This window comes from Photorhabdus stackebrandtii, from assembly GCF_011189495.1.
Classification (GTDB): Bacteria; Pseudomonadota; Gammaproteobacteria; order Enterobacterales; family Enterobacteriaceae; genus Photorhabdus; species Photorhabdus khanii.
The window spans coordinates 47526-61616 of sequence record NZ_PUJV01000022.1; the positions used below are offsets into that span (position 1 = coordinate 47526).

A 14091-nucleotide genomic window follows, 5' to 3' on the forward strand; every position below is an offset into this window, starting at 1 on the left:
CTTATCTCGTTATTTTATATTGGCGCTAATTGCCTCTCATTTTCAGTTTATATTTATTTTCGAGTATATGAACATGAAATATTGTATTTTATGACCTGTATCATGATTTAAAGATTCAGCAGCAGTACAAACCGTAATTCGTTATCCTGAAAGATTAAATTAAAGTCGCCTTTAATGATATAAGAACACCGGTAAAAATAGGTTCTTTAAAGAAGAATATTTCATAAATTCTATATGGTGTGACTTTAAATAAAATAATCACATTGACCAGCCATCTGAATTAAACACGATGAACTATTTCTGCATGCCAAATAATATCTATTGTATGTTTAAGGTGATTTTGTCGGAACTGCTCATAGACAAATCAAGTTCAATACTTTTACACATGAAAGTTCACACCCTCGTACAAGATACCGATTTTTCTTGACTATAGATTTTCACCTATATAGCATTTAACCTATATTGAGTAAGGAGTAGTTATATGGGCTATAGAAACGACGGACACCTTTGATGCATGGTTCGATGCTTTGGATGATACCGATAGGGCCAATATGCTAGCTTCAATAATAGCGCTTCGAGAAAGAGGCCCTATGTTGCCCAGGCCATACGCAGACACTGTGAACGGTTCATGCCACAGCAACAACGCGTCCAAAGCAAAGGCGACCCGCTCCAAGCATTCTTTGCGTTCGACCCCAAGCGGAGAGGAATTTTGCTTTGCGCTGGTAACAAAACCGGAGACGAGAAACGGTTTTATCAAACAATGATTCCGATTGCTGATCGTGAGTTCACGGCACATCTGGAAAAGCTAAAAAAGGAGTAAACATACTATGGCAAGAACGCTTGATCAAATATTAGCAAATGAAAAGCCCGAAGTTGTTGCCAATGCACAAGCTGCGGCAACAGAAATGTTATTAAACATCCATCTGGCAGAACTTCGTGAGCGGGTACAGAAGACCCAAAGCGAAATAGCTCTGGCTCTTGGTATCAAGCAACCCACGGTTTCTGACATGGAGAAGCTTGGCCGCGACTTGAAACTGTCTTCCCTCAAACGTTACGTTGAGGCAACAGGTAGCAAGCTGCGCCTCGATATCGAGTTGCCCGACGGCACCCACTACGGATTTTCCGTTTAACTACGAACGCCCCGGTAACACTCACAGATATATTCAGAATCAATGTCTGCATCGACTTTTTTACGCGCCAGATGATTGTGAGGAACAAGGTCTTCAAATTGAACTCTTTTCAGAAAGAAAAATTGGGCGAGAGGATTCGTGGCGGCAAGCTCCATTTGGTGAACGGAACTCGATTAAAACAGAGCACCAAGTAAAAAATTGGTACGTTATCAATAGGTTGAAATGCCCTCCAAAAAGGAGGGCATTTAATTAGCGATGGTACTCTACAGAATTACTTCTTATCGCCACCAAAACCAGCATTCAGCAGTTCTGCCAGGTTTGCAGTTGCTTCATCTACACTCACTTGTGGTGCTTCAGAAGGCTCATTCAACTGACGACGACGCATACGGTCCTGATGGTAAGCATAACCCGTACCGGCTGGGATCAGACGACCTACGATGACGTTCTCTTTCAAGCCACGCAGTTCATCACGTTTACCCGCAACCGCCGCTTCTGTCAGCACGCGGGTCGTTTCCTGGAACGATGCCGCAGAGATGAAGGATTCAGTCGCCAGAGACGCTTTGGTGATACCTAACAGATCACGTCCATAAATTGCAGGGACTTTACCTTCCTGTTCCAGCTTACGGTTTGCCACTTTAACGCGGGCATATTCAACCTGTTCGCCTTCCAGGAATTCGGAACTACCTGCACTTTCGATGGTTGCTTTACGCAGCATCTGACGCACGATAACTTCAATGTGTTTATCGTTAATCTTAACCCCTTGCAGGCGGTAAACTTCCTGAACTTCGTTGGTGATGTAACGGGTAACCGCATGAACGCCACGCAGACGCAAGATGTCATGTGGAGACTCTGGACCATCGGAGATCACATCACCACGCTCAACAACCTCACCTTCGAATACGTTGAGCTGACGCCATTTAGGGATCATCTCTTCGTAAGCATCACCACCATCTAATGGGGAGATAACCAGACGGCGTTTACCTTTGGTTTCTTTACCGAAGGAGACAATACCACTGACTTCAGCCAGGATTGCAGGTTCTTTCGGACGACGCGCTTCGAACAGGTCGGCAACACGTGGCAGACCACCGGTAATATCTTTCGTACCGCCGGATTCCTGAGGAATACGCGCTAACGTATCACCCGCAGAGATGCTGACACCATCGTCTAACTGAACAATTGCTTTGCCTGGCAGGAAATATTGAGCAGGCATATCAGTACCTGGGATCAATACATCGTCACCCTTGGCATCAACGATTTTCAGTGCCGGACGCAAGTCTTTACCACTACCGGTACGCTCTGCACTATCCAGAACAACCAGTGAAGACAGACCCGTCAGCTCATCCGTCTGACGGGTAATGGTCTGACCATCTACCATATCGGCGAAACGGATGATACCGGATACTTCACTGACTACTGGCATGGTATGTGGATCCCAGTTAGCAACAGTTTCGCCGCCGTTAACTGCTTCACCATCACCTTTACCCAATACCGCACCGTAAGGCACTTTATAACTTTCTTTAGTACGGCCAAATTCGTCGATCAAGCACAATTCGGTGTTACGGGAAGTAATCACCAGTTTACCTGCGGAGTTGGTAACGGATTTCGCGTTAAACAGTTTCAGGCTACCTTTGTTACGAACCTGAATGCTGGATTCCGCTGCTGCACGGGATGCCGCACCACCGATGTGGAACGTACGCATCGTCAGCTGTGTACCCGGCTCACCAATTGACTGCGCCGCAATAACACCAACAGCTTCGCCTTTATTGATGATGTGTCCGCGAGCAAGGTCACGACCATAACAGTTCGCACAAACACCAAAGTCAGTTTCACAACTTACAACGGAACGTACTTTAATGCTGTCAACAGAGCTCTCTTCTAACAGATCACACCATTTTTCGTTCAGCAGGGTGTTACGTGGAACCAGAATGTCAGCAGTACCCGGCTTGAGAACATCTTCTGCCGTTACACGACCCAATACACGCTCACGCAGTGGCTCTTTAACATCACCACCTTCAATGACCGGCGTCATCAGAATACCGTCGTGCGTACCACAGTCGTCTTCTGTAACAACCAGATCCTGTGCAACGTCAACCAGACGACGAGTCAGATAACCAGAGTTCGCCGTTTTCAGTGCGGTATCCGCCAAACCTTTACGGGCACCGTGGGTTGAGATGAAGTACTGGAGTACGTTCAAGCCTTCACGGAAGTTCGCGGTGATTGGGGTTTCGATAATGGAACCGTCTGGTTTAGCCATCAGGCCACGCATACCTGCCAACTGGCGGATCTGAGCGGCGGAACCACGCGCACCAGAGTCAGCCATCATAAAGATGCTGTTGAAGGAGACCTGTTGTTCTTCTTCACCGTTACGGTTAATGACTGTCTCAGTGGACAGGTTTTCCATCATTGCCTTAGCTACACGCTCGTTTGCTGCGGCCCAGATGTCGATAACTTTGTTATAACGTTCGCCAGCAGTTACCAGACCAGACTGGAACTGTTCCTGTATTTCAGCAACTTCTGCTTCTGCTTCCGTGATGATCCCAGCTTTTTTCTCTGGGATAACCATGTCATCAATACCAACAGATGCACCTGAACGCGCAGCGTAGGCAAAACCGGTGTACATGATCTGGTCAGCGAAGATAACTGTTGGTTTCAGGCCCATAACACGGTAGCAAGTGTTCAGCATTCTGGAGATAGCTTTTTTACCCAGTGGTTGGTTAACCAGAGAGTAAGGCAGACCTTTTGGCACGATCATCCACAGAATTGCACGACCAATAGTAGTATCAACCAGACCAGTGCTGGTGGTGATATTACCCTCGCCATCTCTCACTTCTTCTGAGATACGAACTTTAACACGAGCATGCAGAGAAGCCAGACCTGCGCGGTATACGCGTTCTGCTTCTTTAGGCCCGGTCAGCACCATACCTTCGCCTTTAGCGTTAACACAGTCACGGGTCATGTAATACAGACCCAGAACAACGTCCTGAGATGGCACGATGATTGGCTCACCACTCGCAGGAGACAGGATGTTGTTAGTAGACATCATCAATGCACGCGCTTCTAACTGGGCTTCCAGTGTCAGCGGTACGTGAACAGCCATCTGGTCACCATCGAAGTCGGCGTTATATGCCGCACACACCAATGGGTGCAACTGAATCGCTTTACCTTCGATCAGAACCGGTTCGAATGCCTGAATACCCAAACGGTGAAGTGTTGGTGCACGGTTCAGCAGAACCGGGTGTTCACGAATCACTTCATCCAGGATATCCCATACCACCGCCTCTTCGCGCTCAACCATCTTTTTGGCTGCTTTAATCGTCGTCGCTAAACCACGCAGTTCCAGCTTGCCATAGATGAATGGCTTGAACAGCTCCAGCGCCATCTTCTTAGGCAGACCACACTGATGCAGACGCAGGTAAGGGCCTACGGTGATTACAGAACGGCCTGAGTAGTCAACACGTTTACCCAGCAGGTTCTGACGGAAACGACCTTGTTTACCCTTGATCATGTCAGCCAGGGATTTCAGAGGACGTTTGTTAGAACCGGTAATGGCACGACCGCGACGACCGTTATCCAACAGGGCATCAACTGCTTCCTGCAACATACGTTTTTCGTTGCGAACGATGATATCCGGCGCAGCCAGATCTAGCAGACGTTTCAAACGGTTGTTACGGTTAATAACACGACGATATAGATCGTTCAGATCCGACGTTGCAAAACGGCCGCCATCCAATGGAACCAGTGGACGTAAATCAGGCGGCAGAACTGGCAGAACGGTCAGAACCATCCATTCTGGTTTGTTACCGGACTGAATAAATGCTTCCAACAGCTTAATACGCTTGGTCAACTTCTTACGTTTAGTTTCAGAGTTAGTTTCATTTAACTCTTCACGCAGAGTTTCACACTCATTTTCCAGATCGAGATTTTTCAGCAAAGACTGGATAGCTTCCGCACCCATCTTCGCATCAAATTCATCACCGAACTCTTCCAGTGCATCCAGGTATTGTTCTTCTGTCAGGATTTGACTGCGTTCAAGGCTGGTCATACCGCCTTCTACAACCACATAGGATTCGAAGTACAGTACGCGCTCAATATCACGCAGAGGCATATCCAGCAATAAACCGATGCGGGATGGCAATGATTTCAGGAACCAAATGTGTGCAGTTGGAGAAGCCAGTTCGATGTGACCCATACGCTCACGACGAACTTTAGTCTGGGTAACTTCTACGCCACACTTCTCACAAATCACACCACGGTGTTTTAAGCGCTTGTATTTACCACACAAACACTCATAGTCTTTTACCGGTCCGAAAATACGGGCACAGAAAAGGCCGTCACGCTCAGGTTTGAACGTACGGTAGTTAATAGTTTCCGGCTTTTTCACTTCACCAAATGACCACGAGCGGATCATATCTGGTGAGGCCAGAGCAATTTTGATCGCATCAAACTCTTCGGTCTTAGTTTGCGCTTTCAGAAACTTCAATAAGTCTTTCACGAAATGGCTCCTGTCGGAGTTAGACCTGTCAGGAGAACGGCCCATGCCACTCTCCCCTATGACCAGTGCAACCACTGGCTGGTAAACTGCCCGTCATATCCATTCAGGGCAGTACCAGCGGGAATACGGTTTATTCGTCTTCCAGCTCGATGTTAATACCCAGAGAGCGGATCTCTTTCAACAATACGTTGAAGGATTCCGGCATCCCTGGCTCCATCTGGTGGTTGCCATCCACGATGTTTTTATACATCTTGGTACGGCCGTTAACATCGTCGGACTTGACGGTGAGCATTTCCTGCAAGGTGTACGCGGCACCATATGCTTCCAATGCCCACACTTCCATCTCACCGAAGCGTTGACCACCGAACTGCGCCTTACCACCCAGCGGTTGCTGAGTAACCAGGCTGTACGAACCGGTTGAACGAGCATGCATTTTGTCATCCACCAGGTGGTTCAGTTTCAACATATACATGTAGCCAACTGTAACCTGACGTTCGAATTGCTCACCAGTACGACCATCAAACAGGGTAATTTGCCCAGAAGTTGGCAAGTCACCCAGTTTCAGCAGTTCTTTAATTTCTTTCTCTTTCGCACCATCAAATACTGGTGTTGCAATTGGCATACCTTTTTTCAAGTTTTCCGCCAAACGCATAACTTCTTCATCAGAGAAAGTGTTCAGATCAACTTTCTGACGGGTTTCATCACCCAGGTCATAAGCTTTCTGGATAAATTCACGCAGTTTGGCGACTTCCTGCTGCTGTTTCAGCATCGCGTTAATCTTGTCACCAATACCTTTCGCAGCCATCCCCAGGTGAGTTTCCAGGATCTGACCAATGTTCATACGTGATGGTACGCCCAGTGGGTTCAGTACGATATCTACCGGAGTGCCGTTTTCATCGTAAGGCATATCTTCGATCGGGTTGATCTTGGAGATAACACCCTTGTTACCGTGGCGGCCCGCCATCTTATCACCCGGCTGAATCTGCCGCTTAACCGCCAGATAAACTTTAACGATCTTCAGCACGCCCGGTGCTAAGTCATCGCCCTGCGTGATCTTACGACGTTTAGCGTCCAGTTTTTTCTCGAACTCAGTTTTCAGTTCGTCATACTGTTCAGCCAACTGTTCCAACTGATTCTGTTTTTCTTCATCAGCCAGACCCAGTTCTAACCAACGCTCACGAGGCAGCTTATCCAATTTCTCAGCTTCGATGCCGCCAGAAATCAGGACAGAACGGATACGGGCAAACAAGCCAGCTTCAAAGATCCGCAACTCTTCTGTCAGATCTTTCTTAGCCTGACGCAGTTGCATCTCTTCGATTTCCAGAGCACGTTTATCTTTTTCAACGCCGTCGCGGGTAAATACCTGTACGTCGATAACCGTACCGGATACGCCATTGGGTACGCGCAGAGAAGAGTCTTTAACATCAGACGCTTTCTCACCGAAGATAGCACGCAGCAGTTTTTCTTCTGGCGTCAGCTGAGTTTCACCTTTAGGTGTCACTTTACCAACCAGAATGTCACCGCCAGTCACTTCCGCACCAATATAAACAATACCGGATTCATCCAGTTTGGAAAGTGCCGCTTCACCCACGTTAGGGATGTCAGCAGTGATCTCCTCAGGCCCTAATTTGGTATCACGAGACACACAAGCCAGTTCCTGGATGTGAATAGTTGTAAAGCGATCTTCCTGGACAACACGCTCAGAAACTAAGATGGAGTCCTCGAAGTTATAACCATTCCACGGCATGAACGCTACGCGCATGTTCTGACCCAGAGCCAATTCACCCAAGTCAGTGGATGGGCCGTCAGCCAGTACATCACCGCGTTCTACGGGTTCGCCCAGAGAAACACATGGCATTTGGTTAATACAGGTGTTCTGGTTAGAACGGGTGTATTTAGTCAGGTTATAGATATCGATACCTGCTTCACCCGGATACATTTCGTCTTCGTTTACTTTGATAACGATACGGGATGCATCAACGTACTGAACCACGCCGCCGCGTTTAGCAACGGAAGTGACACCTGAGTCAACCGCAACAGCACGTTCCATACCTGTACCTACCAGCGGCTTGTCAGCGCGCAGTGTAGGAACAGCCTGACGTTGCATGTTTGCACCCATCAATGCACGGTTTGCGTCATCGTGTTCCAGGAATGGGATCAGGGAAGCACCGACAGAAACCACCTGTTGAGTGGAAACGTCCATATATTCAACCTGTTCACGGTTGAATAAGCTGGATTCGCCATAATTACGGCAGGTTATCAGATCTTCAACGAAGTGACCTTCATCGTCCAATACGGTGTTTGCCTGTGCGATAACGAAGTTACCTTCTTCAATCGCAGACAAGTAATGAATTTCATCAGTGACAACACCATCACGAACCAGACGGTATGGGGTTTCAAGGAAACCATACTCGTTAGTCTGCGCATAAACAGACAATGAGTTAATCAGACCGATGTTCGGACCTTCCGGGGTTTCGATTGGACATACACGACCATAGTGAGTTGGATGTACGTCACGCACTTCAAAGCCCGCGCGCTCACGAGTTAAACCACCTGGGCCTAACGCAGAAATACGGCGTTTGTGAGTGATTTCAGAAAGTGGGTTGTTTTGGTCCATAAACTGAGACAGCTGGCTGGAACCAAAGAATTCTTTCACTGCGGCGGAAATTGGCTTAGCGTTGATCATATCCTGAGGCATCAGAGTATCCAGATCACCCAGAGACAGACGCTCTTTAACCGCACGCTCAACACGTACCAGACCAACACGGAACTGGTTTTCTGCCATTTCACCCACGGAACGGATACGACGGTTACCTAAGTGGTCAATATCGTCAACTTCACCTTTACCGTTACGGATGTCAATGAGCTTCTTCATGACATCAGTGATGTCATTTTTACTCAGAATACCGGAGCCTTCAACTTCTTCTCGGCTCAGTGAACGGTTGAATTTCATACGACCAACCGCAGAAAGATCGTAACGATCTTCTGAGAAGAACAGATTTTCAAACAGATTTTCTGCTGCTTCACGCGTTGGCGGCTCACCAGGACGCATCATGCGATAGATTTCAACCAATGCACCTAAACGATCGTTGGTTGGATCAACACGAAGAGTCTCGGAGATATATGCACCGTGATCCAAATCGTTGGTAAACAGGGTTTCGATAGATTTATGACCAGCCTGGCTCAAACGTGCCAGCAGATCCAAAGAGAGTTCCATGTTAGCCGCACAGATAATTTCACCCGTATTGACATCAATGTAATCTCTTGCAACAACTTTACCCGCGATGTATTCAACCGGAACCTCAATACGGTTCACTTCGTCTTTTTCTAACTGACGGATATGACGTGCGGTAATACGACGGCCTTTTTCAACATAAACTTTGCCGTTTGCTTCAATATCAAAAGAAGCCGTTTCACCACGCAGACGCTCTGGCACCAGTGTCATCTGGAGTTTGTTGTCACGAATTTCGAAAACAGTCTTACTGAAGAACAGGTTCAGAATGTTTTCAGTGCTGTAATCCATTGCGCGCAGAATAATGGTTGCCGGCAATTTACGGCGACGGTCAATACGCACAAACAGGTTATCTTTTGGATCGAATTCGAAATCTAACCAAGAACCACGGTAAGGGATAATACGTGCATTATACAGCACTTTACCGGATGAGTGAGTTTTACCCTTATCGCTGTCAAAGAATACACCAGGACTACGATGTAATTGGGAGACAATAACCCTCTCAGTACCATTGATAACAAAAGTACCGTTGTCAGTCATGAGCGGAATTTCACCCATGTAGACTTCTTGTTCTTTGATGTCTTTGACTGTGCCTTCCGGTGCTTCACGTTCATAGATGACCAGACGCAGTTTAACGCGCAGAGGTGCAGAATAAGTGACACCACGAATCTGGCACTCTTTAACATCAAACACTGGCTCACCAAGACGGTAGCTAACGTATTGCAGCTCCGAACTGCCACTGTAGCTCTGAATTGGGAATACAGAACGGAATGCCGCTTCTAAACCATTCTGGCCTTCTGGATCTTGCTCGATAAATTTCTGGAACGAGTCAAGTTGGATAGAAAGGAGATAGGGTACATCCAAAACTTGTGGACGCTTACCAAAATCCTTACGAATACGTTTTTTCTCGGTATAGGAGTAAACCATAGGGTTCCTCAGCTCGCTGATCAGTGACCCACTCTGCCCGCCCTAAAGGACAGCTCTTTACGACACTGTTTTTTCGAACAGAAAATTGAATTATTTTCCGTAATACTCATTGCTATTACTCTTAAATCATTTCATTGCGCTACCTTACTACCGAGCTACCCGAGTGGATCGTAGCTGAGAACGCAGTATATTAAGTCGTCAATAGGAAAAAGTATTTGGGGGTTAATTAGCAGCCAAACAGTGGAAATGCTACTAATGCCCTACAGCGCAAAAAGGCTGGTGATTAAAAAATCACCAGCCGTCAGCCTGTAAAGTCAGGCTGCTAACTCAAAACTGAACTTACTTAATCTCAACAGAAGCACCAGCTTCTTCCAGAGATTTTTTCAGTGCTTCAGCGTCATCTTTGCTGATAGCTTCTTTCATTACAGCTGGAGCGCTTTCAACCAAGTCTTTCGCTTCTTTCAGACCCAGGCCAGTTGCACCGCGTACTGCCTTGATAACAGCAACTTTGTTAGCGCCGATAGAAGACAGAACAACGTCAAACTCAGTTTGTTCTTCAACAGCTTCAGCAGCGCCAGCAACTACAGCTACAGCCGCAGCAGCAGAAACGCCGAATTTGTCTTCCATTGCAGTGATCAGTTCAACAACATCCATAACGGACATGCCTGCAACTGCGTCCAGAATTTGTTCTTTATTGATAGACATAACAAGTGTTCCTAAAATTCAGAAATAATTTATACGTTAAAAAGCAACGAAGGAAATCGGCAATTAAGCTACTTCTTTCTGCTCGCGTGACTCGCGTAACGCAGCCAGAGTACGAACCAGTTTGCCAGCAACGGCTTCTTTCATGGTTGACATCAGGCGTGCGATTGCTTCTTCGTAAGTTGGGAGTGTTGCCAAACGGTCAATATTGGCCGCAGGAATGAACTCACCCTCAAAGGCTGCTGCTTTAATCTCAAATGCCGGATTCGCTTTCGCGAACTCTTTGAACAGACGAGCAGCTGCGCCCGGATGTTCTTTAGAGAAAGCAATCAAGGTCGGACCAATAAACGCTTCTTTCAGGCACTCATATTCAGTACCTTCAACAGCACGGCGGATCAGTGTGTTACGAACAACACGGATATAAACGCCAGCTTCGCGACCTGCTTTACGCAGTTCAGTCATTTTATCTACAGTTACGCCACGGGAATCCGCAACAACCGCAGACAGCGCGCCTTTGGCTACTTCGCTGACTTCAGCAACAATCGCTTGTTTGTCTTGAAGATTTAGTGCCATTAGCTTCTTGCTCCTGGATTAACCGGGAAGAACCCGGAACTCACATCACTCATAACACCAAAGGTGTCTGAGCTCTAAAACACGGTGAGCAGAATCCAGAAATGAATTTCATTTGGCTCTGTCACCGTCTACGCAGGGATATTAAGTAATCATTTACACCTGCGGTCTTGGACGGGGCTTGGATTAGGCCAAGCTCCAACCGAAAAATTGTTTGTTTAGCTAATAAATAATCTACCAGCCAAACATAAGGCGCCAAATTTTAGACAAGTCTGACGCCAAGGTAAAGCGATAATCACATTCAGTTCAAATTAAACTGAAGCGCTCAGACCAGACTGATCAATCGCTACACCTGCACCCATGGTAGTGGACAAGCTAACTTTCTTAATGAAAACACCTTTAGCAGAAGATGGTTTTGCTTTTTTCAGTGCAACCAGCAGAGCTTCCAGGTTTTCTTTCAGTTTGTCAGCGTCGAAGTCAACTTTACCGATGGTGGTGTGGATAATACCGTTTTTATCGTTACGGTAACGAACCTGACCCGCTTTAGCATTCTGAACAGCTTCAGCAACGTTAGGCGTTACAGTACCCACTTTAGGGTTTGGCATCAGGCCACGTGGACCCAGGATTTGGCCTAACTGGCCAACAACGCGCATTGCATCTGGAGATGCGATAACAACGTCAAAGTCCATTTCGCCTTTTTTAACCAGTTCAGCCAGATCTTCCATACCAACCAGTTCAGCGCCAGCCGCTTTAGCAGCTTCAGCGTTTGCACCCTGGGTAAATACAGCTACGCGAACGGAACGGCCAGTACCGTGAGGCAATACTGTTGCACCACGTACGTTCTGGTCAGATTTACGAGCGTCGATGCCAAGATTAACAGCAACGTCAACGCTTTCTACGAATTTAGCAGTTGCCAGTTCTTTCAGAAGAACAACGGCTTCGTTGACGTCATACTGTTTAGTAGCATCAACTTTTTCACGGATTGTGCGCATGCGCTTGGTCAGTTTAGCCATCGATTAACCCTCCACTACCAGGCCCATGGAACGAGCAGTACCTTCAATTGAACGCATCATCGCGTCAACGTCAGCACCAGTCATATCCGCAGCTTTAGTTTCAGCAATTTCACGAACTTGAGCGCTGGTTACTTTACCAACTTTATCTTTGTTCGGTTTGCCGGAACCTGATTTAACACCGGCTGCTTTTTTCAGCAGAACAGCGGCTGGTGGGGTTTTAGTCACGAAAGTGAAAGAACGATCGGAATAAACAGTGATCACAACAGGAATTGGCAAGCCTTTTTCAATGCTGTCAGTTTTAGCATTGAACGCTTTACAGAATTCCATGATGTTAACACCCTGCTGACCTAAAGCAGGACCTACTGGAGGGCTTGGGTTAGCCATACCAGCTGCAACCTGCAACTTGACATAGGCTTGTACTTTCTTAGCCATTGATAATTTCCTCTGTGTGGGTGATATCGCCTCGTTTAAAAGGCTCCCCTGTCATTCCAGTCCCGCCTTCTCAGGCCAGACCACTAAAAACAAAAGGCGCGAAATTGTATGTTAATTTCACGCCTATTGCAAGCCAGCAAAAGATATGCCTAGAAATTAAGCTTTCTCTACCTGACTGAAATCCAGCTCAACGGGTGTAGCACGACCAAAGATAGAAACCGATACCTTTAGGCGGCTTTTCTCGTAGTCGACTTCTTCCACAACACCATTGAAGTCTGCAAATGGACCATCGCTGACACGGACCATTTCGCCTGGTTCGAACAATGTTTTTGGCCGCGGTTTATCACCAACCTGCTGAAGACGATTCATAATTGCATCAACTTCTTTATCACTGATTGGTGCCGGACGGTCAGATGTGCCACCGATAAAACCCATGACACGTGGTACGCTGCGAACAAGATGCCATGTTGCATCGTTCATAATCATTTGTACCAGCACATACCCAGGGAAGAATTTGCGTTCACTCTTGCGACGCTGGCCGCTACGAATCTCAACAACTTCTTCTGTTGGCACCATCACTTCGCCAAAAGAATCTTCCATATCATGTAGTTTGATATGTTCACGTAAAGATTGAGCAACACGACCTTCAAACCCGGAAAATGCCTGTATGACATACCAACGTTTTTTTGGGGAATCTGACATCTTAGAACCTCAGGCCTGTAATAAATGAAACTAAACGCACCAGGATACCGTCAAGACCCCAGAGGATCAAAGACATCAATGCAGTCACTGCCGCCACAATTAAAGTTGTGTGCAATGCTTCCTGACGAGTTGGCCAAATGACTTTGCGCATTTCAACGCGGGCTTCACGGGCAAAAGCCAGTGTGGTTTTACCTTTAGCTGTCCAGAGCGCAACCGCTCCCGCAAGAGCAACAATAACAACAACCGCTATCGCGCGCAAAGGAAGGCTATACTCCCGATAAAGGTAGTTACCAACGATAGCAGCCGTTAATAAAGCTGCCACTAATAGCCATTTCATTACCTCAAGACCGCGCCTGCTTTCTTGAGCATCGCTATTCGCACTCATAAACCAACCTGTAACTATGATTTAAATAGATAGCCAGCTTGCCTCGCAAGAGCAAAACAAATCAGACCGAACCAAAAATTTTGAGTGATTGTATCTGACTTGGCGCCATAATTCAGTATGACATTGTATATCTGAGAGAGATATAGCCAATTCGTTGTATCAGAGCCTATCTCACCAATAATTAAAAACAACTCTTGATGAGATAGGTTCTTATAAAACAACGTACAAAAAGGGCATCAGTTGATGCCCTTTTAGAGTAATCACATCAAAAAATTATGCGATAACTTTAGCAACAACACCAGCACCTACTGTACGGCCACCTTCACGGATTGCGAAACGCAGACCCTGGTCCATCGCGATTGGCGCAATCAGGGTAACAATCATCTGAATGTTATCACCTGGCATCACCATTTCTACGCCTTCTGGCAGTTCGATAGTCCCGGTCACGTCAGTTGTACGGAAGTAGAACTGTGGGCGGTAGCCTTTGAAGAACGGAGTATGACGGC

Annotated in this window: 10 protein-coding genes and 1 pseudogene; 2 read left to right on the top strand and 9 right to left on the bottom strand. The window is 46.8% G+C overall.

Going from position 1 to position 14091, the window contains the following annotated elements; all coding sequences use genetic code 11:
• The first annotated feature begins 479 nt into the window (after positions 1-479).
• Together C5470_RS16360 and C5470_RS16365 are read left to right on the top strand one after the other, a co-directional pair.
• A pseudogene (locus tag C5470_RS16360) lies at positions 480-820 on the top strand (type II toxin-antitoxin system RelE/ParE family toxin).
• A 7-nt stretch (positions 821-827) separates the two neighbouring features.
• Complete coding sequence (locus C5470_RS16365; RefSeq protein ID WP_036845864.1) at positions 828-1130, top strand: helix-turn-helix domain-containing protein; 303 nt, start codon at positions 828-830, stop codon at positions 1128-1130.
• Positions 1131-1401: 271 nt separating this feature from the next.
• On the opposite strand, the gene rpoC is transcribed toward C5470_RS16365, so the two are convergent.
• From rpoC to C5470_RS16410, 9 genes are all read right to left on the bottom strand, one after another.
• Complete coding sequence (rpoC, locus tag C5470_RS16370; protein ID WP_036845866.1) at positions 1402-5622, bottom strand: DNA-directed RNA polymerase subunit beta'; 4221 nt, start codon at positions 5620-5622, stop codon at positions 1402-1404.
• Positions 5623-5752: 130 nt separating this feature from the next.
• Positions 5753-9781 (bottom strand): DNA-directed RNA polymerase subunit beta, encoded by a 4029-nt coding sequence (rpoB, locus tag C5470_RS16375; protein WP_036845869.1) that lies wholly within the window; start codon positions 9779-9781, stop codon positions 5753-5755.
• Between the two features lie 339 nt (positions 9782-10120).
• Positions 10121-10486 carry a 50S ribosomal protein L7/L12 gene (gene rplL / locus C5470_RS16380; RefSeq protein WP_036845871.1) on the bottom strand — a complete coding sequence of 122 codons (366 nt, stop codon included), beginning with the start codon at positions 10484-10486 and terminating at the stop codon, positions 10121-10123.
• 63 nt (positions 10487-10549) lie between these two features.
• Positions 10550-11056, bottom strand: a complete 507-nt coding sequence (gene rplJ, locus C5470_RS16385; protein ID WP_166290729.1) for a 50S ribosomal protein L10 — start codon at positions 11054-11056, stop codon at positions 10550-10552.
• A gap of 308 nt (positions 11057-11364) precedes the next feature.
• Positions 11365-12066, bottom strand: coding sequence for a 50S ribosomal protein L1 (gene rplA, locus C5470_RS16390; RefSeq protein WP_166290731.1), 702 nt, complete (start codon positions 12064-12066; stop codon positions 11365-11367).
• A 3-nt stretch (positions 12067-12069) separates the two neighbouring features.
• Positions 12070-12498, bottom strand: a complete 429-nt coding sequence (rplK, locus tag C5470_RS16395) for a 50S ribosomal protein L11 (protein ID WP_166290733.1) — start codon at positions 12496-12498, stop codon at positions 12070-12072.
• 156 nt (positions 12499-12654) lie between these two features.
• Positions 12655-13200: a transcription termination/antitermination protein NusG gene (gene nusG / locus C5470_RS16400; RefSeq protein WP_011144820.1), complete on the bottom strand. Its 546-nt coding sequence runs from the start codon at positions 13198-13200 to the stop codon at positions 12655-12657.
• Position 13201: 1 nt separating this feature from the next.
• Positions 13202-13585: a preprotein translocase subunit SecE gene (secE, locus tag C5470_RS16405; RefSeq protein ID WP_021322887.1), complete on the bottom strand. Its 384-nt coding sequence runs from the start codon at positions 13583-13585 to the stop codon at positions 13202-13204.
• A gap of 273 nt (positions 13586-13858) precedes the next feature.
• A partial coding sequence (locus C5470_RS16410) for an EF-Tu C-terminal domain-related protein (protein ID WP_455657253.1) occupies positions 13859-14091 on the bottom strand: 233 nt, incomplete at its 5' end.

What these genes read in the sequence shown, in the direction of transcription:
- C5470_RS16365 (WP_036845864.1), top strand. Translation starts at nt 828, where the DNA reads ATGGCAAGAACGCTTGATCAAATATTAGCAAATGAAAAGCCCGAAGTT.
- rpoB (WP_036845869.1), bottom strand. Translation starts at nt 9,781, where the DNA reads ATGGTTTACTCCTATACCGAGAAAAAACGTATTCGTAAGGATTTTGGT.
- rplL (WP_036845871.1), bottom strand. Translation starts at nt 10,486, where the DNA reads ATGTCTATCAATAAAGAACAAATTCTGGACGCAGTTGCAGGCATGTCC.
- rplJ (WP_166290729.1), bottom strand. Translation starts at nt 11,056, where the DNA reads ATGGCACTAAATCTTCAAGACAAACAAGCGATTGTTGCTGAAGTCAGC.
- rplA (WP_166290731.1), bottom strand. Translation starts at nt 12,066, where the DNA reads ATGGCTAAACTGACCAAGCGCATGCGCACAATCCGTGAAAAAGTTGAT.
- rplK (WP_166290733.1), bottom strand. Translation starts at nt 12,498, where the DNA reads ATGGCTAAGAAAGTACAAGCCTATGTCAAGTTGCAGGTTGCAGCTGGT.
- nusG (WP_011144820.1), bottom strand. Translation starts at nt 13,200, where the DNA reads ATGTCAGATTCCCCAAAAAAACGTTGGTATGTCATACAGGCATTTTCC.
- secE (WP_021322887.1), bottom strand. Translation starts at nt 13,585, where the DNA reads ATGAGTGCGAATAGCGATGCTCAAGAAAGCAGGCGCGGTCTTGAGGTA.